This is a genomic window from Klebsiella sp. 18074, from assembly GCF_902705905.1.
GTDB lineage: Bacteria > Pseudomonadota > Gammaproteobacteria > Enterobacterales > Enterobacteriaceae > Klebsiella > Klebsiella terrigena.
This window is the reverse complement of the sequence record NZ_CACSIS010000025.1, coordinates 17,362-38,340: the sequence shown is the minus strand read 5'-3', so window position 1 is coordinate 38,340 and position 20,979 is coordinate 17,362. Positions and strand designations below refer to the sequence as shown.

Sequence of the window (20,979 nt, the reverse complement as noted above, 5' to 3'; positions counted from 1 at the left end):
GTGTGGCGGGGTAAAACGAATTAGTGGGCTTCGCTTTGCGGGGTGAACTTCAGCTCGATCAGGGCAATCGCTTTTTGCACCGCACGCATCGTAACCGGATCGGACGATGAAGGATGGCTTGAAAAATCAATCGCTTTAAGCTGAGTCGCCATCTTTTCGCGGACCTCTACAGGGGCGATAACGTCAATGACATCGAGGATCTGTTTGATAACCAGCTGACAGGCAACCACGTCGGAAACCAGCTCGTCTTGTTTGGTAAGGTGTTGAGACATTTTTTGCTCCTTTTTGCAGGAGCGTAATAGTACCCTAAATCTGCTGAGATAAAAAAACCTGCCGCAGCAGGTTTTTTTATCAGAACATGCCGGCTGGCGGCACATCTTTGAAGGTCTTGCAGTAGGTGTCAAAAATGCTTTTCAGAATCTTGCGCAGCTTCATGGCGTCACTCCGTTTTTGTTATGCAGGTGTTAATAATTGTTCGACTATAATATGATCACCATCACAAAAATCAATCTAAACGTGCGCAAAATCACAAAAATAATTGCAGACTGAATTTTAAATTTAATAAAAAGCGAGCGGAGCCGGAGCGTTCCCCCTCTCCTGCTCACGATCTCAGCAGGCTATGGCAACAACATAATGACGACAAACATCTCCGCCCGGGAAGACCGGGCGTTCTCGGCACCAGCGCTGCTGGTCGCCGGGGCCTTTTTCATGGAGTTTCTCGACGGAACGGTGATCGCCACCGCGCTACCGGACATGGCGAAAGATTTTGGCGTGGCGGCGGTGGATCTCAATATCGGGATCAGCGCCTACCTGATTACGCTGGCGGTGTTGATCCCGGCCAGCGGCTGGATAGCCGATCGTTTCGGCGCGCGCAGGGTCTTCACCCTGGCGCTGGCGATTTTTACCCTTGCCTCGGTGTTTTGCGGCCTTTCCACCAGCGTCGATACCTTCGTTGCCATGCGTATTCTGCAGGGAATGGGCGGTGCGTTGATGGTCCCGGTCGGCCGGCTGGCGGTGCTGCGTACCACCCCGAAGCACCAGCTGATTAAGGCCATTGCAACGCTGACCTGGCCCGCGCTGGTGGCGCCGATTATTGGCCCACCGCTGGGCGGCTTTATTACCAGCTACGCCAGCTGGCACTGGATTTTCTTTATTAACGTCCCGCTGGGTCTCGCGGCGATGGCGCTGTCGCTGCGCATTATTCCCGATATCCGCGAGGAGGAGCGGCGCCCGTTCGACCTTCCCGGCTTCCTGGCCACTTCGGTTGCCATGGTCAGCCTGGTCAGCGCCATGGAGATCCTCGGTGACAACCGGCCCGAGGGCTGGAAGACCCTGGCGCTGCTGGGGCTTGGGATCGGCTGTATGCTGTTCTCGCTGCGCCACTTCCGCCGCGCCGCCTGGCCCATGGTGCGCCTCGATGCGCTGCGGGTCCCCACATTCAGGGTCACCATGTACGGCGGCTCGCTGTTTCGCGCCTCCATCAGCGCCGTGCCTTTCCTGCTGCCGCTGCTGTTCCAGGTGGGATTCGGCATGGATCCGTTTCACTCGGGGCTGCTGGTGCTCGCCGTGTTCGTCGGTAACTTCACGATTAAACCCGCCACCACGCCGCTTATCCGCTGGCTCGGCTTTCGCCGCCTGCTGCTGATTAACGGCGCGCTCAACGTTCTGTCGCTGCTGGCCTGCGCATTTTTGACTCCGCAAACGCCGGTGTGGTTAATCCTGCTGATCCTGTTCCTCGGCGGCGTTTTCCGATCGATTCAGTTCACCGGCATCAGCACACTGGCCTTTGCCGATGTGCCCTCCCCGCAGATGAGCTACGCCAACACTTTGTTCAGCACCGCGTCGCAGCTGGCGGTTGGCTTAGGGATAACGCTTGGCGCGATAGGTATTCGTATCGGGGAAAAGCTGAGCGAATGGCTAAGCCTGTCGAATCTGCCCGGCATCAGCTTTCGACTCTCATTTGTGTTTATTGCGCTGATTTGTCTGGTGGGAATGGTGGATAGCCTGAAGCTGACGGCGGATGCCGGAAGCAGCGTGTCGAACAAGAAAACGTAGGCGAAAGTAAGGCCAGCCGCGGCTGGCCTTACCGATGATTAACCGACGATGTGGCGAACGAACGCTTCGATCTCTTTGTCCTGGCAATTCTCGAAGAAGCACTGCTGGAAGCGCGGACCTGAGACGGCGGTTTTAACCAGTTCCGGGTCGATAGCGCGCAGCGTGTCGAGGTAATTCTCTTTCACCACCGCCGCTTTCACCGTATTCAGAATACCGGCATTGCGTACCTGCGGCTCTTTACGCTCCGGCGGATAGCCTTCCCCGTTACGGCCGGTGAACGCTTTTTCGAAAATAAAGCGCACGTTCAGCTCTGCGCCCCAGCCGAAACCTTTCGCAAACGGCAGAGAGAGCGCGTTGCCGTTGTTGATCTGGGCAAACAGGAAAGCGTCGGCAGGATCGATACAGTAGCCGCACACCACGCCCGGATGGATATTCAAAGACATCAGCGCGCCCTGGCCGGTGCCGCAGCCGGTGACCACGAAGTCCACCGCTTTGGAATTCAGCAGAATGCTGGCCATGATGCCCAGATGAATGTAGGTCAGGTGATGATCGTGCTCATCGCTCATACCCACGTTGTAAACCGGGAAGCCTTTCTCGTCGGCAACGGCGTTGAGCTCGTTGAGGATGATGGCATTTTTGTTTGCCTGGCTGTTTTCCATCATCAGTGCAATTTTCATGCTTTACTCTCCTGAATGCTTTGCGGGTACTTCCGCGATAGGTCGTTAACGTTGGTATGACATTACTACTTAACAAACACACTTTCAAATTTTATGAAAAGTTGTTTTATAAATTACGTAGCGCTTCACACTTTTGCCCTCCAACCCCGTCCCTCGCTCTTTGCGCCTCCCTGCCGCTCCCCGATCGGCAAAACCCGCGTGAGGCCCTCAGCCGCTCGTCATTCGGTTGCGCATATTTATCTGGCTCATCGCTATTTATTAAATATTAATTAAAACCATTCTCATTAATTATTAAATTGCCAATGCGTTTTATTCCCATTTGCATTTTTAATAACTGAAGTTTTTAATTTACTTTTTGCAAATAAATAAATAACAAATTATAGTGAGCGCACAATAATCTTAATTACCTATATTTTCGGAGCACGCGCTATGCTGAAAACAGAAATGATCGATAAGCTCAATGAGCAGATGAACCTTGAACTCTATTCCTCTTTGCTTTATCAGCAAATGAGCGCGTGGTGCAGCTACCATAGCTTCGAAGGTGCGGCGGCGTTTCTTCGTCGTCACGCTCAGGAAGAGATGACCCATATGCAGCGCCTGTTCGACTATCTGACCGACACCGGCAGCCTGCCTTGCATCAACGCCATTGCCTCGCCGTTTGCCGAGTACGCATCGCTGGATGAGCTGTTCCGCGTTACCTACGAACACGAGCAGCTGATTACGCAGCAAATTAACACCCTGGCTCACGCCGCGATGTCTGCACAGGACTATCCGACCTTTAATTTCCTGCAGTGGTATGTTGCCGAGCAGCACGAAGAAGAGAAACTGTTTAAATCCGTTATTGATAAACTGACCCTCGCCGGTAAAAGCGGCGAAGGTCTGTACTTTATTGATAAAGAGCTGGCAACGCTCGATACGCAGAAATAATTATACCGGCGACGATGCTTCGGCATTGTCGTCCTGTTAGTGCTGACAAATTTTGCTTTCGCTGGTATTAAACCCGGCGTCTGCGGCAATAAACTTGCCTTTCTTCTGTAGCAATATCACCAGCTCCCCAGCGGTTAGATTTTCCGCCGAACAGGTGTGAAAACGGGCCTCGTCGCCAAAGCGAGCGACTATCGCCGCTTCCAGGCTGGCAACGCTGTAGGGTTCGCCCGAAGCGATCATCATCTGCAGTACTTCATGACCGTGAATAGATTGCATAACTCCTCCTGTAAAGCATCCACGATAAACCACCTTATGGTTTCAGGCTTTGCGCCAGCGCAGCATTAGCGCGGCTTCCGGAGTGTAAACTTTTACTGACAAGCACTGTAACCCTCATTTGACGAATCTGCCGATTTCACATACTCTGCGCGACATATTTTATTGTTAATTCCTTCATGGATAGAGAGAAACGTGAAGAACCGCACTCTAGGTAGTATTTTAATCGTGGCAGGGACCACTATTGGCGCAGGGATGCTGGCAATGCCTTTGGCATCCGCTGGGGTCGGCTTCGGCGTCACGCTCGGGCTGCTGATCGCCCTGTGGGCTTTGATGTGCTATACCGCGCTGCTGCTGCTGGAGGTCTATCAGCACGTACCGGCGGATATGGGGCTGGGCTCGCTCGCCGCCCGCTATCTCGGGCGCTACGGGCAGTGGATCACCGGTTTTTGCATGCTGTTCCTGATGTACGCCCTGACCGCCGCCTACATCAGCGGCGCGGGAGAGCTGTTGGCCTCCAGCCTGAACCAGTGGCTGCGGTGGGATCTTCCGCCGGCGGGCGGGGTGCTGCTGTTTACCGGGATTGGCGGGGCGGTGGTTTGCCTCGGGACCTCTCTGGTCGATCTGTTCAACCGCTTTTTATTCAGCGCCAAGATTATTTTTCTCGCCATTATGCTGGCCCTGCTGCTGCCGCACATTCATCAGATAAACCTGCTAACCCTCCCGCTTCAGCAGGGGCTGGCGCTCTCGGCGATCCCGGTTATCTTTACCTCTTTTGGTTTTCACGGCAGCGTGCCGAGCATCGTCAGCTACCTTAACGGCGATATTCGTAAGCTGCGGCGGGTGTTTATCATCGGCAGCTTTATCCCACTGGTGGCCTATATTTTCTGGCAGCTGGCGACGCTGGGCAGCATTAGCTCTCCGACCTTTGCCGCCCTTCTGGGACAGCATGCGGGCCTGAACGGCCTGCTGGAAGCTGTCAGAGAGGTCGTCGCCTCACCGCACGTTGAGCTGGCGGTGCATCTGTTTGCCGATCTGGCGCTGGCCACGTCGTTCCTCGGCGTCGCGTTGGGATTATTTGATTATCTGGCCGACCTGTTTCAGCGTAAAAATACGCCGGGCGGGCGCGTGCAAAGCGGCGTCATCACCTTTGTGCCGCCGCTGGCCTTCTCCCTGTTCTACCCTCGCGGCTTCGTAATGGCGCTGGGCTATGCGGGGGTTGCCCTCGCCGTGCTGGCGCTGATGCTGCCTGCGCTGCTGGTCATGAAGAGTCGTCAACAGCATCCGCACGCGACGTGGCGGGTTATCGGCGGAACGCCGGCGCTGTGGCTGGTCCTGCTGTGCGGTATCGCTATCGTGTTGATTCAGTTTTGTATCGCGATCGGCGTGTTGCCTGCCATCGGATAAAAGAGTAAGGGGCCTGTCGGCCCCTTATTTTATTTCGCTAAGCAGCACTGCTTATATTTTTTGCCACTGCCGCACGGGCAGGGATCGTTACGTCCAACTTTGGCATCATTTCTGATCGGCTGCGGCACCTCTGCCGGCTGCGCATGCTCCGTCCAGTATTGATAAAGCGCCAGCGCCGCGGGTTTAATACGCTCTACGCTGGCGAGAAAATCATCGACTGAGAGCGCTTCAACCGCCGGGAACTGCGCTTCCGTCCCGTGTAAAGCGATGATATCGAGCTCGGCCTGCAGCTCCGCCGGTAAAGCGGGCCAGCAGCCCAGGCCGACGCCGCGCATATAGCCAAAGCACCACTCGCCAACGATAGTCAGCTCCTGGCCTTCCTCTTCCCGCGTGCCAAACAGCGGGTCGAACTGCTCCGGATAGTCGTCCAGGCGCTCGGCAACATCGCTCATATGTTGCAGGGTGAGGTTAACGAAGCGGTCACGCTCGCGATCGTTGGCCCAGCGCGGCACGTTGTCGGCACCGCCCCAGATAGCCAGCAGCCACTGGGCGGGTTCAATCTCGGCTGGCCCGGAGAGGATCGCCGTCAGCAGGCCGTCAAGCTCGGAGACATCAAGGATGGCGCCGTCGGTGGCGTATTTCGACAGGATATCGTCCAGCCATTCAAGTTCGCTTTCGTTCAGGGGTCCGGTTTTCATAAACAGGCTCGTCGTCTTAGAAAAATGGCGCATACAGTAGCGGAAATGCCGGGAGAAAACCACCCGGCGCGGGCATTCTGCGCGGGTTAAATATCCTTAATAATGCTCGAGCGCATCGTTTCATATTCACTTTCGCTGATCGTACCGTCATCGCGCATCTTTGTTGCCTGGGCCAGGCGCTCTCTGACATCTTCAGCGGAAGAAACCGGGGCGCTCTGCGCGCCGGGAAGTGCGCTGTCGCCGTTATCCTGCTGAACGTCGCCAAAGCGGTTAGCCCCGTCGGTACCCCGGGCAAACAGCAGCCAGATGGACATCACCAGTGAGATGATTCCGCCAGCGACCATCAGCCATACCCATGCTGCCGCCCCGCCTTCTTCAACGGTGCCGGCAACGCCAATCAGGCCGATAATCAGGATCAGGAAAGGCGCCAGCAGCCACCAGCCGGATTTGTTCAGATCGTGCAGGCGTCGTACCGCCACCGCGATACCCGGAATAATAATAATCAGGCTAAACAGCCCGCCGATAACCGGGATCAGCCCCAGTACCGCGGACAGCACAAAGTTAGCGACGGTAAATACGGCGTACTCTTTACGCGCCGAGCGGCCGCGAAAGGTGGCATATTTGCGAAAACAGTTACCGTAGCTTTCAAGCAACGTGGCCATAAGATCCCTCATCAAAAATAATTATTATTGCCGTGACGGCATATTGTCCCAAAGGCGATTTATCCGGCCGCAGGCGCGCGCCGGAGCGCTATTTTACCGCAGTTTGCCCGAAATGTGCCGGAGAAAACTGAGGGCTTGACCGCCGGACGTCATCACTATAGCTCTGCCCTTAAGCGGAATATCAGCCTCAAACGCTGACGAAGCGCCCGTTTATCACCTCCGTCTGGCCAGCGTCATAAATCCACGCCCACAGCGGATGGTTCGCTTTTGCCGCATTATAGTCAACGCACACTACCCGCTCGCTCAGCGCCGCCGGTTCGCCAGATAGGGTATAGTGCCCAACGACAATCGGAACCTCGGGCAAAACGTAAGCGCTTTTTTCCAGCGCCATATCCGGGATGCTGCTAACCATCGCGGGCTGAACCTGGGCAATCTGCCGGTAGGTTGTTGCCTCGTGAAGCCACCAGCGGATGCGAATATGGCGCCGCTCGATCCCGGTTTTATCCTCGAAGCTGTAGCCGGCAGGCAGCGCCAGCTCTGGCCCCTTGAGTATCGTCTCCAACAGGTGGAACAGGACGTGCTGTTTATCGAAAGCCAGTACCCAGCTCTCCGGCTTCAGCCGGTTCTCTTCGTCAAGCCACGGGCGAAGCTGGGCAATAGCGCTCTCGTCCCAGCACGCGTGCACCGCACGGATATCGCCAAAATCAACGAACAGCGGCAGGGTTTTAAACCACTCAACCCACAGCAGGTGCTGAGCGCTGTCTTCCGTGACGTCGTTGAGGAAGGCCTGATGCTGACGGCGGTTATTCGCCGTATGCGGGCGCAGGGGCTGAGCCGTCTGCGGATGGCGCATCAGCCAGCCAACGGCGTTAAATTCATGATTACCCATCAGGCAAATGGCGCGTCCCTCGGCAACCTCTCCCCTCACCTGCTCCAGCACCGACGGATGGTCGATGTGGCTCCCCGGCTGATTATCAATAAGATCGCCGACAAAAATCAGCAGGCTGCGATCCAGATCTTCCCGGGATCGCAGATGAGCCAGCAGGGCGGAAAGCTTGCCGTACTGGCCATGGATATCACCAATAAATATTTTGCGGCTCTTAGTCTGGCCTGAAGCGGGCATCAGAATTCCTTGTACTTTTTTAATGGGAGCGACCTTACGGATAGTAACAGGGTTGCCGGGCGAAGCCTCGCACAACGAGGGAACCGGCTGAAGGGAAGGATAATATGATGAAGTGATATTATGAATGGCGAGCTGCAGGCACAAAAAAACCACCCGTAGGTGGTTTCACGACACTGCTTATTGCTTTGATTATTCTGCTTTTATCCCAATGGTACCCGGAACGAGACTTGAACTCGTACAGCCTATGGCCGAGGGATTTTAAATCCCTTGTGTCTACCGATTCCACCATCCGGGCTCGGGATGTAAATTGGAGGCGCGTTCCGGAGTCGAACCGGACTAGACGGATTTGCAATCCGCTACATAACCGCTTTGCTAACGCGCCTTTAATGCTGCAACACCCGCAACTGCCGATGTTTTTAAACTGGAGCGGGAAACGAGACTCGAACTCGCGACCCCGACCTTGGCAAGGTCGTGCTCTACCAACTGAGCTATTCCCGCATTATCAAGCTTATTTGCTAATCACTTGATTTTGTTATCGTCTGGCAAGCTGTGTCGCCGTTCGATGCGTTGCATTCTACTTACCTGGCGCAATGAGTCAACGATATTTTTTAAAACCTTGCGCCGTTTGCTGAAAATTACGCCGAAACGATCACTGATCAAGCAAATCGCCGCGCGCCGCGTTCAAATATTGCAGCATCGACCACAGAGTCAGCACCGCCGCAACGAGGAACAGCACGATCCCGGCCCCTTCAACCCACTCATTTGGCCGCCACAGCATCCACACCAGCGCCGTCATCTGCGCCGTCGTTTTGACTTTGCCGATCCAGGAAACCGCCACGCTGCTGCGTTTACCCAACTCGGCCATCCATTCGCGCAGGGCAGAGATAATGATTTCACGGGCGATCATCGTCGCCGCCGGCAGAGTGACCCACCAGGTGTGGTAATGCTCGGCAACCAGCACCATCGCAATTGCCACCATAACCTTATCCGCTACCGGGTCGAGAAACGCGCCAAAACGGGTGCTTTGATTCCAGCGGCGCGCCAGATAACCATCAAACCAGTCGGTTACCGCGGCGACAAAGAAGATCAGCGCACAGGCAAACGGTGCCCATACCACGGGAAGGTAAAACGCCAGCACAAAGAACGGTATCAGGATGACGCGAAACAGAGTAAGCAATGTAGGGATATTAAATTGCATAGTGACGGGTAACTATCTGTTAGAAGTAAAAATTAGCTCTATGTTGCTACAGAGCCCCTAATGTTTCAACGAGTAGAAGATCTTTTCTGCCAGACCGTGAGATATACCCGGTACTTTGGCTATCTCTTCGACGCTGGCTTTCTGTAGCCCCTGCAGACCGCCCATATACTTCAGCAGCATCTGCCGACGCTTTGGCCCTACTCCTTCGATAGTCTCCAGCGTGCTGGTACTTTTCACTTTTGCCCGCTTTTTACGATGCCCGGCGATGGCATGATCGTGCGACTCATCGCGGATATGCTGAATGACGTGCAGTGCGGGAGAGTCCGGCGGCAGGCTAAAGCCTTCGCCCTCAGGCTCAAAGAATAGCGTTTCCAGGCCCGCCTTACGATCGCTACCTTTTGCTACCCCTAATAATAGAGGATGATGTTTATCCCAGGCCACATCCAGCTCGGCAAACACGCTTTTCGCCTGCCCAAGCTGCCCTTTACCGCCATCTATCAGGATAACGTCCGGGATCTTGTTCTCTTCGATAGCTTTACCGTAGCGCCGACGCAGAACCTGATTCATCGCCGCATAGTCATCCCCCGGCGTAATCCCGGTAATATTGTAGCGGCGATACTCGGCGCGCAGCGGCCCGTTGCTGTCAAACACCACGCACGAAGCGACGGTCTGTTCGCCCATCGTGTGGCTGATATCAAAGCACTCCATGCGCTTCACCGCCGGCAGCTTGAGCAGCGTCGCCAGCGCCTGCAGGCGCTGATGGATGGTGGACTGCTGGGACAGTTTGGTCGTCAGCGCCGTCGCGGCATTGGTGCGCGCCAGCTTAAGATAGCGCGCGCGATCGCCGCGGGGTTTCGTCTGCACATTCACGCGCCGCCCCGCCAGCTCTGATAGCGAGTCGGCGAGCAGGGTTTTATCGCCAAGGTTAAAGTCGAGTAGAATCTCCCCCGGCAGGGTGCGCATCTGGCTCCCCTGCAGATAGAACTGACCGACGAAGGTCTCCACCACTTCCCCGAGCTCGGTGCCGCCGGGGACCTTAGGGAAATAGCTGCGGCTACCCAGCACTTTCCCCTGGCGAATAAACAGCACGTGAACGCAGGCCATGCCCGAATCAAAGGCGACGCCGATAACGTCCAGATCGTCGCCGTTATTTGAGACAAACTGCTTCTCCGTCACCCGACGCACGGCCTGGATCTGATCGCGAATACGCGCCGCCTCTTCAAACTCCAGCGCCTGGCTGGCCTTCTCCATGCGGGCAATAAGCTGCGTCAGGACCTGATCGTCTTTGCCGGCAAGGAACAGCCGCACGTATTCAACCTGCTGGGCATACTCCTCCTCGCTAACTAGCCCCGCGACGCAGGGGCCCAGGCAGCGGCCAATCTGATACTGCAGGCACGGACGCGAGCGGTTGCGGTAGACGCTATTTTCGCACTGGCGAACGGGGAAGATTTTTTGCAACAGCGCTAAGGTTTCGCGAACCGCATAGCCGTTCGGGAAAGGACCGAAATATTCCCCTTTGGCGTGCTTAGCGCCACGATGGGTCGCCAGCCGCGGATGGGTATCGGCGCTGAGAAAAATAAAGGGGTAGGATTTGTCATCACGCAGCAGCACGTTATAGCGCGGCTGATACAGCTTGATATAGTTATGTTCCAGCAGCAGGGCTTCCGTTTCGGTATGGGTTACCGTCACGTCTATTTGCGCTATCAGCGCCACCAGAGCTTCGGTTTTACGCGAAGCCAGGTTGCTGCGAAAATAGCTGCTTAGCCGCTTTTTCAGGTCTTTTGCTTTACCAACATAGATAACGATACCGCCAGCATCGTACATCCGATAGACGCCCGGCTGGCTGGTTACTGTCTTCAGGAAAGCTTTGGCATCAAAAACATCACTCACAGACTTGCTAACGACTCCGCATTACACAGGCCATGGCGGATTGCCAGGTGAGTCAGCTCAACGTCGCCGTGGATGTTTAATTTACTGAACATCCGATAGCGATAGCTGTTCACCGTCTTCGGACTCAGATTTAGCTGCTCTGAGATCTCATTGACCTTCTGACCTTTAGTGATCATCAGCATAATCTGCAATTCTCGTTCAGACAAACTGGCAAACGGCGATTCCGTTTTTTCCGGCTCGATCTGGCTGAGCGCCATCTGCTGGGCGATATCCGAAGCGATATAGCGCTGACCTGATGCCACGCAGCGAATCGCATTGACCACTTCCTGCGGCGCGGCGCCTTTACTCAGGTAGCCCGCAGCGCCCGCCTGCATCACCTTCGCCGGCAGCGGGTTCTCGGTATGTATGGTGAGCATAATGACTTTGGTATCGACAATGGCGCGCGCAATTTTACGCGTTGCCTCAAGACCGCCGATCCCAGGCATATTCATGTCCATCAGGACAACGTCAACGGGATTCGCCCGACACCATTTTACGGCATCCTCGCCGCAGCAACATTCGCCCACGACGTTAATCCCTTTTATATCTTCCAGAATGCGTCGTATCCCTGCGCGCACCAGTTCGTGGTCATCAACAAGAAGGACGTTGATCAAAGGAATAATCTCCAGAATTAGGGATAACACAACGGATAGTTTATCGAGCCCATATTACCGGGTTTTGGCGTAATTTTAAAAGCCAAAAGTGTTCTTCAGAGGATTTATCTGTCCTTTATGGCAAGTTGTTTGCACACCTGGTGGAAACCCATACATAACAGAGAGTTGTATAAGGTCATATTTTTAACATTCGTCATACAGAAAACGTAATAAACACAACACAATACGTAGTTGATAAATACGAAAGAAAATATGTAACAATAATTAACGCTCAAAATCATACAAAAAAATTAACAATTTGCGGGCGCCGAAGCGGGCTTTATTCAGGCAATTAAACCCTTCACAGCTCCGATCAGAGAACGCAAATTACGCGCTCCTTTTTTTTCTGCCGCTTGTGGTATACTGCGCCGCTTTAAGATTTAGTATTGCGCAAAAGCGCCGATAGCAAACGAGGATATCGATGAGCACACCAGATTTTTCCACTGCAGAAAATAATCAAGAACTGGCGCAGGAAGTGACCTGCCTGAAAACGCTGCTGACGCTGATGCTCCAGGCCATGGGCCAGGCCGATGCGGGTCGGGTGATTATTAAGATGGAAAAGCAAATCACGCAGATGGAAGATGAGGCTCAGGCTGCCGTATTCTCCAGCACCGTTAAGCAAATTAAACAGGCTTACCGTCAGTAACAATAAACCGGCTGAAAGTATAACTGACAGCCGGTTTCACGCCTGGCACGCAGAACGATGGGCTAGCTCAAATTAAGCCAGTAGCGACCGCATAGCAGGCTATTTGCGTTTTATTCGGCGCGTTGAATTTTCGTTGCATATTTTTCTGATGAAAATTGACGGTATTTTCTGAGATAGATAGAATTATCGCGACCTCTGCCGAGGTCTTCCCTTCCGCAGTCCATTTCAAAATCTCCAGTTCACGCCGGCTGAACTTCATTTCCGGCGGCATCACCATTGCGTCCTGCAGGCGTAGCAGCGTCAACAGGCTGAGCTCAATCAGCATTCTCAAACGCATTTCCAGCTCGTCTGCCGGATAGAGCCCTGTGCTACGATTCTGCCCTGAGACCGAGAGAAAGCCCTGCGCGTGGTTGGGTAAGGTGAGGCACTGGGTAATCCCCTTCACCAGCCCATGATCGCGCGCGCCGTCCCAAAGCTCCGGGGCGTCACGAAATAGCCCGTCGTTCCACGGCAGGTGACCGCGAAGAAAATTTTCCGGTCGCAGCACCGGATCGATAGCGAAATAGTTCTCGGCTTGATAATGCGCCATCCACACCTGCGGATAGGTCGTCTTCAACGTCACCTTAGGTCGCGTAAAGGGCACGGGATGGCGCACGCAGAGAGCAAAATAGTCATATTCCAGCCCTTGCGCCTGCTGCTGCAAGAGATTATAAACCTCCTCTCCCGCCGAAATATCCTGAAATTGTTGCAGCATTTCCCGCCGCCAGCTGAAAAAATCATTGTCCCTCATAACCGACCAAATAACTCCTGAGTAATTATCATTATTACAAATACAAAAACTAACACATAAATCTTATTTATATGTATAAAATATCGTATAAAGCGCACATATTAGATCGTTACTGGTGCTATTCAGCGATGATGGGAGAAGAGAATGTCGCATCACTTATCTCTGCCGACGATATATTCTCAGCTGTGAGAGGAGCTTAGCGCGAATCCTGCTGCAGATGTTGCCTTCTCTCAAGCGTCGCTGTTTTACCCTCCGCGATAAGATGCGACGTATCGTTCCGCCAGGCTGGCCTCCACCGACGGCGGAAAAAGGGATTGTTTCGGGAAAACGCCGCGTGCGGCTGAATATAAAAACACCAATCGATAAGCAGCGTTTAATAGTTCTGCTCTCTCAGACGACGCTATCGTTCAGCGCTATCGCCCCGATCGTCCAGAAAGGTTTCCACTTCGCGGCCCAGGCGTTCTGGCTGGCCGAACGCCTGGGCTGTTCTCTGCGGCTGGCGGGAACGCCGGTAGCCTGGCCCCCCGCCCTATTCACCGGATCCCGCGACCGCGGGCCGCTAGCCGTTACTGCATCAGGAATTTTTCGAGGAACTGGCGCGTGCGCGGCTGCTGCGGATTGGCAAACAGCGCCTTAGCCTCGCCCTGCTCGATAATACGTCCCTGATCCATAAAGATAGCCCGGTCGGCCACGTCGCGGGCAAAGCTCATTTCATGGGTCACGATAACCATGGTGCGCTTCTCCTGTGCCAGTTGACGAATGGTATTCAGCACTTCGCCCACCAGCTCAGGATCCAGAGCGGACGTGGGTTCGTCAAACAAAATGACGTCCGGACGCATCGCCAGCGCGCGGGCAATCGCCACGCGCTGCTGCTGGCCGCCGGAAAGACGGCGCGGGTAGCTATTCTCTTTCCCGTTTAGCCCAACTTTCGCCAGCAGCTCGCGCGCCCGGGCGATCGATTCGTTTTTATCTTCACCCTTAACGATAACCGGCCCTTCGATGATGTTCTCCATCACCGTGCGGTGCGGGAACAGGTTGAAGTTCTGGAAAACGAAGCCGACGTGCTGGCGCAGGCGGCGAATCAATCCCTTCTGCTGGCTGAGGCTGCGCGCGGTATCGATAGTGACGTCGCCCACCCGAATGGTGCCGCTCTCCGGCTGTTCCAACAGGTTGATGCTGCGCAGAAGGGTCGTTTTGCCGGAGCCACTGGGGCCGATAATCGCCACCACTTCGCCCTCCGCCACCTCGAGGTCAATACCGTGCAGTACCGTCTGTCCGTGGAACTTTTTCACCAGGTTTTTGACTTCAATGGCACTCATTTTGGATCACGCTCCTGGCGATTCAGCTGATTTTCAAAATAGTTTTGCAGCGTCGACAGCACCGTCGCCATCACCCAGTAAATCAGCGATGCGGCCAGATACATGGTGAAAACTTCCAGCGTACGGGAGGTAATAAGCTGCGCCTGACGGAACAGTTCCGGAACCTGGATAGTCGCCGCCAGCGACGTATCTTTCACCAGGCTGATAAAGCTGTTAGAGAGCGGCGGCAGCGCAACGCGAGCGGCCTGCGGCAGCACCGCCCGACGCAGGGTTTGCCACGGCGTCATCCCGATGCTTGCCGCCGCTTCCCACTGCCCTTTATCAATAGAGGCAATCGCCGCGCGCAGCGTTTCGGCGGCATACGCCGCGGTGTTCAGCGACAGGCCAATCATCGCCGCCGGAATGGGATCCAGCTCAATACCAAACTGCGGCAGGCCGTAGTAAATCATAAACAGCTGGGCGATCAGCGGCGTACCGCGGAAAATAGAAATATAGACCCGTGCCAGCCACTTTACCGGCCAAAGGGGCGACATCCGCATCAGCGCAAGGATAAAGCCCAGCAGCAGGCCAAAGAACATGCCGCCGATGCTCAGCTGCAGCGTAAATACCGCCCCCTTGAGGAGAAAAGGTGCGGAATCAAAAACAAGTTGGATACTCTCTTGCATTCTGTTTGTTCTGCTTTAGATATGAGGATGGTAGGCAAACAGCGCCGGCGCTCCGCCGGTGTGTATAAATAAGATCGGCCCTTCATCCTTAAAGCGTTTCTGCTGAATACCGTCAATCAGCCCGGCCATCGCCTTCCCGGTATAGACCGGATCCAGCAGGATACCCTCAAGCTGTGCCAACAGTTTTACCGCTTCCATTCCTTCATCATTCGGCGTGCCGTAGCCTGGCGCGAAGTAGTCGTCCCACAGCGTAATCTCGGCTTTTGCCTGCAGCTCGAGGCTGTTCGCTACCGCCTGCTGCAGGGCAACGACTTTCGGCAGCTGGTCCGCCACCTTGCGCGACACGGTGACGCCAATCAGTTCAGCCCCCGGCATCAGCTGTTCCAGACCCACCGCCAGGCCGGCGTGGGTGCCGGCGCTGCCGGATGCCACCACGACGGACGACAGCTCTACCGCGCCTTCGCACTGCTGGGCAATTTCCAGCGCGCTTTCAACATAGCCTAGCGCACCCAGCGCGCTGGAGCCGCCGACCGGAATGACATACGGACGATAGCCCTGAGCCTCGATACGCGTCGCCAGCTCTTCCAACTGCGCATTGGGGTCGGTCAGCGCATCGCACATCTCGACCTGGGTATTGAACAGATCCAGCAGCAGACGGTTGCCGTTAGTCAGGTAGTTTTCCGCGCGGGTGCCAATCGGGTTTTCCAGCAGGGCCACGCAGTGCAGGCCAAGCTTAGCCGCTACCGCCGCGGTTTGACGAACGTGGTTAGATTGAATCGCGCCGGCGGTGATCAGCGTATCAGCACCTTCCCGCAGCGCATCGGCCGCCAGGAACTCCAGCTTGCGCAGCTTATTGCCGCCCATAGCAAGCGGGGTCACGTCGTCGCGTTTGATAAAAATTTCGCGACCGAGATGATCCGACAGGCGCGGCAGGTATTCCAGCGGCGTCGGGGCGCCAATCAGCTCCAGGCGCGGGAAACGCGTTAAATTTTGCAGTGACATGATATCTCCTGACTGAGAGCCAATCCCTCAGGCGTTATTATTCCAGGCAAACTGGCCCATAAAATAGCCTGATGAAACAGGCCCTTTGTTTTTATTATGCACGTAGTTGCCGACGAAATAAAAAAAGGCGCCTCCATGAGCGCCTTTTTTCACCGCCGGCCGTTATTTCGTTACGTCAGCGCCAAACCATTTTTCCGACAGCGCTTTCAGGCTGCCGTCTTTTTGCATGTCGGCAATGGCACCATCCACCGCTTTCAGCAGGTCTTCGTTACCTTTACGCAGCGCCACGCCGGACTCCTGACGCGAGAACGCTTCGCCGGTGACGGCCAGGGTATTGCCGGTTTTCTTCACCAGATCCAGCGCCGCCAGACGATCGACCAGAATGGCATCGATGCGGCCTACGCGCAGATCCTGATATTTAGTCGGGTCGTCATCATAGGTGCGGATATCCACACCCTGCACGTTCTGACGCAGCCACTCTTCGTAGTTGGTGCCCAGACCCACGCCAACTTTTTTACCTTTCAGGTCGGCCGCCGTTTTGATAACGCCTTCATTGCCCTTTTTCACCAGCGCCTGCACGCCAGAGACGGTGTACGGCGTGGAGAAATCATATTTTTTCTTACGCTGGTCGGAAATGGTGACCTGGTTAATAACCACGTCGATGCGTTTAGAGTCCAGCGAGGCCAGCATTCCGTCCCATTTGGTCGGTTTCAGATCGGCCTTCACGCCCAGATGCTTCGCCAGCTCGTTGGCAAAGTCGACCTCAAAACCGGCCAGCTTGCCGTCATCACCCTGATAGCTGAACGGAGGATAGGTGCCTTCCAGACCCACGCGCAGCGTGCCGCGCTCTTTAATTTGGTTAAACAGGTTTTCTGCTGCAAACGTTTTTACGCTAACGCCAGTCATCAAAACCACAGCCATTGCGCCCATCAGCGCCTGGCGGCCCAGAAGTGCTAATTTCATAGAGACCCCACAGAGTGATATTTTTTTGTAGTGTAAGGCGTTTATGCGGATGGACCAACATCTATCCGCTACATCTTATTCCAATTTATTATATACGATGCCGTTTATGGCATAGTGAAAAACGCGCGCAAAATTGATCGTATTTGCTGGAGATCTCTCATACTGCAAGAGTCAGCTTGATGACGTCTGGAGCACGGAAGATGAAAAACCCCACGTTATTGCAGTGCTTTCATTGGTATTACCCCACCGGCGGCGAGTTATGGCGTGAAGTTGAGGCGCTGGCACCTAACCTGAACGAAATCGGCATCAATATGATTTGGCTCCCTCCCGCTTATAAAGGCGCTTCCGGCGGCTACTCCGTCGGCTACGACAGCTACGATCTTTTTGACCTTGGCGAGTTCGATCAAAAGGGCACCATCGCCACCAAATACGGCGACAAGGCGCAGCTGCTGGCAGCCATTGCCGCGCTGCGACAGCACGGCATCGCCGTCCTGCTCGACGTGGTGGTCAACCACAAAATGGGTGCCGATAAAAAAGAGAGCATCCGCGTTCAGCGCGTGGACGAGCAGGATCGTACGCAAATTGCCGAAGAGGTGGTGGAGTGCGAGGCCTGGACCCGCTACGACTTTCCCGGTCGGGGGGGTAAATATTCGCAGTTCGTCTGGGATTATAAATGCTTTAGCGGCATCGATCATATTGAGAACCCGGACGAAGACGGCGTTTTTAAAATTGTTAACGACTATACCGGAGAAGGCTGGAACGATCAGGTCGATGATGAGATGGGCAACTTCGACTACCTGATGGGCGAGAATATCGATTTCCGCAATCATGCGGTTACCGAAGAGCTCAAGTACTGGGCACGCTGGGTGATGGAGCAGACCGGCTGCGACGGTTTTCGCCTCGACGCGGTGAAGCATATTCCGGCCTGGTTTTATAAGGAGTGGATCGATCACGTCCAGGAAGTGGCGACAAAGCCGCTGTTTATCGTAGCGGAATACTGGTCGCACGAAGTTGAAAAGCTGCAGCAGTATATTGCGATGGTTGATGGCAATACGCTGCTGTTCGACGCTCCTCTGCAGATGAAGTTTCACGAGGCCTCGCGCCAGGGCCGCGATTACGATATGAGCCAGATCTTTAGCGGTACGCTGGTTGAAGCCGATCCGTTCCACGCCGTCACCCTGGTGACCAACCACGATACGCAGCCGCTGCAGGCGCTGGAGGCGCCGGTTGAGCCGTGGTTTAAGCCGCTGGCCTATGCGCTTATTCTGCTGCGCGAGAACGGCGTGCCGTCGGTCTTTTATGCCGATCTCTTCGGCGCCAGCTATGAAGATACCGGCGGAGATGGCCAGACTTACGCTATCGAGATGCCGGTTATCGAACAGCTGCACGAGCTGATTGATGCCCGCCAGCGCTTTGCCCACGGCGTGCAGACGCTGTGGTTCGATCATCCGAACTGTATCGCCTTCAGCCGCAGCGGCACCGATGACGATCCGGGATGCGTGGTGGTGTTGTCGAACGGTGATGACGGTGAGAAATCGCTGACTCTTGGCGCCAATTACGCCAATAAGCGCTGGAAAGATTTTCTCGGCAACCAGCAGGAGGCGGTGGAAACCGACGACGAAGGCTGCGCGACGTTTACCTGCCGCGGCGGGAGCGTCAGCGTGTGGGTTATCGAAGAGACGTTATAAATCAGGTGAATATCGCGGGCTGGACGCGCTGCCAGCCCGTCGGTGCCCTAGTGCGCGCTTTTCGTCGCGGCGGCGGCTTTATTCCACGCCTGCTCGCACTCCGGAGTGAGGCGCTCGACGCGGGTCAGGGTCATGCGGTCATACTCCAGGGTATTGCCGGTGCGTTCGACAGGATAGATATCCAGACCTGACGTCACGTTGTAAACCCGCTCGTCACGCTGCATTAATTTACCCTGCGTGGCAATAACCCGCTGCCACTGACGACAATCAAGCGTATCGCCATTTTTGGTCACAATCAGGCTGGCAATCGCATCCGGGCTCATCATTTCGCTCTGCGGACCTTTTGATTGCCAGTATCCCTCTAACCCGGCGGGCGCTGGCGCTTTGACAACCTCGTTGTAGTTATCTACCTGCACGCATCCGGCGAGAGTCAACAGCGCGCCAGCAATTACTATCTTTTTCATCATTCATCCCACACACCGATAAAAAAGTATTGTGGCATTAAAGCGTTAAGCCTGCCACCTCTCTTGCAGCAGGCGAAAAGCGACGACCAGTGGCCGTCAATCCAGGCCGATCGCCGGTAGCGCTAAATGGCCTTCGGTTTATTCGGCTATTAATTAATGTTTTGATGAAATGCTCATATTGATGAGGCGAGAATTTACCCAGCTAGTATAAGGAAAATCCGAAAAGAGAATGACTCCCGGCCGGCAACCTTATCTGTAACTGGAAGTTTTTGCTTTTAATTCCCCGACGTAACATGATGCACGCCTTTACTTTGGGAGTATTCCTGGCAAATTATAAGCAATATTACGGAATAGTTCAGGTTACTTAATGGTTTCCACACTGTACCTTGTTTTATTACCCACTTAAATGGACTTCATCGCGCTTACCGGCGAAGGATGAATTATCGTTACGTGTTGATTGAGGATGGGTCATGTCAACGATTATCATGGATTTGTGCAGCTATACCCGACTGGGATTAACCGGGTATCTGACAAGCAGAGGAATAAGAAAGCGTGACATCAGCGAAGTGCAAACGGCGGCAAGCCTGAAAGAGAGCTGCGAATCATCCCGCCCGGCGGTGGTGTTTCTCAACGAAGATTGCTTTATTCATCGCGAAGATAGTAATCAGCTTATCCGACAAATCATTACGGATTATCCCGGTACGCTATTTGTGATCTTTATGGCGCTGGCTAACGTTCATTTTGACCACTATCTGCTGGTACGCAAAAACTTACTTATTAGCTCGAAGTCGCTTACACCAAAAGACCTTGATGATATTCTGGGTAATCACCTGAAATACGATCAATTCAGCGCCGGGCGCATCAATATACCCACGCTGTCATTAAGCCGGGCCGAATCAAATATGCTGCAAATGTGGATGGCCGGGCACGGGACATCGCAAATATCGACGCAGATGAACATCAAGGCTAAGACCGTTTCGTCGCATAAAGGCAATATTAAAAAGAAAATCCAGACCCACAATAAACAGGTGATTTACCATATTGTCCGTCTGACGGAAAACATTACCTCAGGGATTTACGTCAACATGCGATGAAAGAACTGGCGGCAGCAACCGCCAGTTTTGATGTCAGACAGACTAGTCGACCTTCTCAACAAAGACGCCGTCCGGATGCCCTTTCTCGTTGAAAAACCAGATCCCCAGCGGATAGTCTTCCAGCGAAACCAGATACATTGTTCCTTCGCTAAACGACTCTATTGCCAGTACTACCCCCGATCGACGTGGGCCACCGTCGGTCTTCACCGTGACACGATCGTTCACCTGCATAACTCGTCTCCTCTATTTTTGAGCCAGTGTAGAACAAAACCGCCGGATGCGCAGCGTCCCGCCCGATGAGCGCTGTTTTTATAGACCGTCTATACTTGAAGAGGCACTGTCGGAGCCAAGCGAGGTAGCGATGATGAAATCCGCCAAAGAGAGCAGTTCGGGTAGCGGCGGGGGTAGCGTCAATGTTGACGCCCTGCTGGCAGCAATTAATGAAATTAGCGAAAGCGAAGTGCAGCGCACCCGCGACGATCCCCATCACGTGAGCATTGATGGTCGCGATTACCATACCTGGCGTGAGCTAGCGGAAGCCTTTGAGCTCGATATCCACGACTTTAGCGTCACCGAAGTCAACCGCTAGGCGCAGGAAAAAAAATCCCGACTCGCAGGAGTCGGGATGAAACTTGCTAATGCAAGAAGCACTTGAAAATTCGTTACACCGGGAGATCCGATGCGTGGAAAACATTATCCTCAATTATTTTGCATGACAAGAGCTATTGATGAAGAAAATAATTGAG

At 54.4% G+C, this 20,979-nt stretch carries 25 protein-coding genes and 3 tRNA genes; 7 read left to right on the top strand and 21 right to left on the bottom strand.

Features of this window, described 5'->3' with window-relative positions; genetic code table 11:
- Positions 1-20 precede the first annotated feature (20 nt).
- Positions 21-272 carry a DUF2766 family protein gene (locus GVK32_RS21480; protein WP_159872189.1) on the bottom strand — a complete coding sequence of 84 codons (252 nt, stop codon included), beginning with the start codon at positions 270-272 and terminating at the stop codon, positions 21-23.
- 79 nt (positions 273-351) lie between these two features.
- On the bottom strand, positions 352-435 hold the full coding sequence (gene azuC, locus GVK32_RS21475) for a stress response protein AzuC (protein ID WP_113771133.1): 84 nt from the start codon (positions 433-435) through the stop codon (positions 352-354).
- A 198-nt stretch (positions 436-633) separates the two neighbouring features.
- On the opposite strand from azuC, the gene GVK32_RS21470 reads away from it, so the two are divergent.
- A complete protein-coding gene (locus GVK32_RS21470; RefSeq protein WP_159872187.1) occupies positions 634-2,055 on the top strand; it encodes an MFS transporter in 1,422 nt (473 codons plus the stop codon).
- A 38-nt stretch (positions 2,056-2,093) separates the two neighbouring features.
- On the opposite strand, the gene GVK32_RS21465 is transcribed toward GVK32_RS21470, so the two are convergent.
- A complete protein-coding gene (locus GVK32_RS21465) occupies positions 2,094-2,732 on the bottom strand; it encodes an RpiB/LacA/LacB family sugar-phosphate isomerase (RefSeq protein WP_041146264.1) in 639 nt (212 codons plus the stop codon).
- Between the two features lie 429 nt (positions 2,733-3,161).
- Between GVK32_RS21465 and ftnA the strand changes: the two genes are divergently transcribed.
- Positions 3,162-3,659 carry a non-heme ferritin gene (gene ftnA, locus GVK32_RS21460; protein WP_159872185.1) on the top strand — a complete coding sequence of 166 codons (498 nt, stop codon included), beginning with the start codon at positions 3,162-3,164 and terminating at the stop codon, positions 3,657-3,659.
- Positions 3,660-3,695: 36 nt separating this feature from the next.
- On the opposite strand, the gene GVK32_RS21455 is transcribed toward ftnA, so the two are convergent.
- Positions 3,696-3,935: a YecH family metal-binding protein gene (locus GVK32_RS21455; RefSeq protein ID WP_159872183.1), complete on the bottom strand. Its 240-nt coding sequence runs from the start codon at positions 3,933-3,935 to the stop codon at positions 3,696-3,698.
- Between the two features lie 192 nt (positions 3,936-4,127).
- On the opposite strand from GVK32_RS21455, the gene tyrP reads away from it, so the two are divergent.
- Positions 4,128-5,339: a tyrosine transporter TyrP gene (tyrP, locus tag GVK32_RS21450; RefSeq protein ID WP_159872181.1), complete on the top strand. Its 1,212-nt coding sequence runs from the start codon at positions 4,128-4,130 to the stop codon at positions 5,337-5,339.
- Positions 5,340-5,368: 29 nt separating this feature from the next.
- Here tyrP and GVK32_RS21445 read toward each other — a convergent pair whose 3' ends face one another.
- From GVK32_RS21445 to uvrY, 9 genes are all read right to left on the bottom strand, one after another.
- Positions 5,369-6,037, bottom strand: coding sequence for a YecA family protein (locus GVK32_RS21445; RefSeq protein ID WP_159872179.1), 669 nt, complete (start codon positions 6,035-6,037; stop codon positions 5,369-5,371).
- Positions 6,038-6,123: 86 nt separating this feature from the next.
- Entirely contained in the window at positions 6,124-6,699 is a 576-nt protein-coding gene (locus GVK32_RS21440; RefSeq protein ID WP_159872177.1) for a DUF805 domain-containing protein, read from the bottom strand.
- Positions 6,700-6,886: 187 nt separating this feature from the next.
- Positions 6,887-7,822: a metallophosphoesterase gene (locus GVK32_RS21435; protein WP_159872175.1), complete on the bottom strand. Its 936-nt coding sequence runs from the start codon at positions 7,820-7,822 to the stop codon at positions 6,887-6,889.
- A 209-nt stretch (positions 7,823-8,031) separates the two neighbouring features.
- Positions 8,032-8,117 (bottom strand) — tRNA-Leu (locus GVK32_RS21430).
- Positions 8,118-8,130: 13 nt separating this feature from the next.
- A tRNA-Cys gene (locus GVK32_RS21425) sits at positions 8,131-8,204 on the bottom strand.
- Positions 8,205-8,244: 40 nt separating this feature from the next.
- Positions 8,245-8,320: transfer RNA gene (locus GVK32_RS21420), tRNA-Gly, on the bottom strand.
- Between the two features lie 151 nt (positions 8,321-8,471).
- On the bottom strand, positions 8,472-9,020 hold the full coding sequence (pgsA, locus tag GVK32_RS21415) for a CDP-diacylglycerol--glycerol-3-phosphate 3-phosphatidyltransferase (RefSeq protein ID WP_041146269.1): 549 nt from the start codon (positions 9,018-9,020) through the stop codon (positions 8,472-8,474).
- 57 nt (positions 9,021-9,077) lie between these two features.
- Positions 9,078-10,910 carry an excinuclease ABC subunit UvrC gene (gene uvrC / locus GVK32_RS21410; protein ID WP_159872173.1) on the bottom strand — a complete coding sequence of 611 codons (1,833 nt, stop codon included), beginning with the start codon at positions 10,908-10,910 and terminating at the stop codon, positions 9,078-9,080.
- On the bottom strand, positions 10,907-11,563 hold the full coding sequence (uvrY, locus tag GVK32_RS21405; protein WP_159872171.1) for a UvrY/SirA/GacA family response regulator transcription factor: 657 nt from the start codon (positions 11,561-11,563) through the stop codon (positions 10,907-10,909). Before uvrY ends, uvrC begins: the two co-directional genes overlap by 4 nt.
- 460 nt (positions 11,564-12,023) lie before the next feature.
- On the opposite strand from uvrY, the gene GVK32_RS21400 reads away from it, so the two are divergent.
- Positions 12,024-12,248 carry a DUF2594 family protein gene (locus GVK32_RS21400; protein WP_004864152.1) on the top strand — a complete coding sequence of 75 codons (225 nt, stop codon included), beginning with the start codon at positions 12,024-12,026 and terminating at the stop codon, positions 12,246-12,248.
- Positions 12,249-12,315: 67 nt separating this feature from the next.
- Here GVK32_RS21400 and sdiA read toward each other — a convergent pair whose 3' ends face one another.
- The 6 genes from sdiA to tcyJ all read right to left on the bottom strand — a co-directional run bounded on the left by sdiA (position 12,316) and on the right by tcyJ (position 16,987).
- Entirely contained in the window at positions 12,316-13,038 is a 723-nt protein-coding gene (sdiA, locus tag GVK32_RS21395) for a transcriptional regulator SdiA (RefSeq protein WP_159872169.1), read from the bottom strand.
- Positions 13,039-13,428: 390 nt separating this feature from the next.
- Positions 13,429-13,575 carry a hypothetical protein gene (locus GVK32_RS21390; RefSeq protein WP_159872167.1) on the bottom strand — a complete coding sequence of 49 codons (147 nt, stop codon included), beginning with the start codon at positions 13,573-13,575 and terminating at the stop codon, positions 13,429-13,431.
- A gap of 29 nt (positions 13,576-13,604) precedes the next feature.
- Positions 13,605-14,357 carry an L-cystine ABC transporter ATP-binding protein TcyN gene (gene tcyN / locus GVK32_RS21385; protein ID WP_159872165.1) on the bottom strand — a complete coding sequence of 251 codons (753 nt, stop codon included), beginning with the start codon at positions 14,355-14,357 and terminating at the stop codon, positions 13,605-13,607.
- Positions 14,354-15,022, bottom strand: coding sequence for a cystine ABC transporter permease (tcyL, locus tag GVK32_RS21380; RefSeq protein ID WP_041146275.1), 669 nt, complete (start codon positions 15,020-15,022; stop codon positions 14,354-14,356). The genes tcyN and tcyL overlap by 4 nt, the downstream gene beginning before the upstream one ends.
- 15 nt (positions 15,023-15,037) lie before the next feature.
- Positions 15,038-16,024 (bottom strand): D-cysteine desulfhydrase, encoded by a 987-nt coding sequence (gene dcyD, locus GVK32_RS21375; protein WP_095101602.1) that lies wholly within the window; start codon positions 16,022-16,024, stop codon positions 15,038-15,040.
- Between the two features lie 162 nt (positions 16,025-16,186).
- Positions 16,187-16,987 carry a cystine ABC transporter substrate-binding protein gene (gene tcyJ / locus GVK32_RS21370; RefSeq protein WP_041146277.1) on the bottom strand — a complete coding sequence of 267 codons (801 nt, stop codon included), beginning with the start codon at positions 16,985-16,987 and terminating at the stop codon, positions 16,187-16,189.
- A gap of 200 nt (positions 16,988-17,187) precedes the next feature.
- Here tcyJ and amyA point away from each other — a divergent pair, with 200 nt between their 5' ends.
- Positions 17,188-18,675 carry an alpha-amylase gene (gene amyA / locus GVK32_RS21365; RefSeq protein WP_159872163.1) on the top strand — a complete coding sequence of 496 codons (1,488 nt, stop codon included), beginning with the start codon at positions 17,188-17,190 and terminating at the stop codon, positions 18,673-18,675.
- A 47-nt stretch (positions 18,676-18,722) separates the two neighbouring features.
- Here amyA and yedD read toward each other — a convergent pair whose 3' ends face one another.
- The gene (yedD, locus tag GVK32_RS21360; RefSeq protein WP_200842917.1) at positions 18,723-19,142 is read right to left on the bottom strand and encodes a lipoprotein YedD; all 420 of its coding nucleotides are present in this window, start codon (positions 19,140-19,142) and stop codon (positions 18,723-18,725) included.
- Positions 19,143-19,609: 467 nt separating this feature from the next.
- On the opposite strand from yedD, the gene rcsA reads away from it, so the two are divergent.
- Positions 19,610-20,233, top strand: coding sequence for a transcriptional regulator RcsA (gene rcsA / locus GVK32_RS21355; RefSeq protein WP_132512028.1), 624 nt, complete (start codon positions 19,610-19,612; stop codon positions 20,231-20,233).
- A gap of 42 nt (positions 20,234-20,275) precedes the next feature.
- Here the strand turns inward: rcsA and dsrB are convergent, their stop codons facing one another.
- Positions 20,276-20,464, bottom strand: a complete 189-nt coding sequence (dsrB, locus tag GVK32_RS21350; protein WP_041146281.1) for a protein DsrB — start codon at positions 20,462-20,464, stop codon at positions 20,276-20,278.
- A 133-nt stretch (positions 20,465-20,597) separates the two neighbouring features.
- Here dsrB and yodD point away from each other — a divergent pair, with 133 nt between their 5' ends.
- On the top strand, positions 20,598-20,822 hold the full coding sequence (gene yodD, locus GVK32_RS21345) for a YodD family peroxide/acid resistance protein (protein WP_159872159.1): 225 nt from the start codon (positions 20,598-20,600) through the stop codon (positions 20,820-20,822).
- The last annotated feature ends 157 nt before the right edge of the window (positions 20,823-20,979 follow it).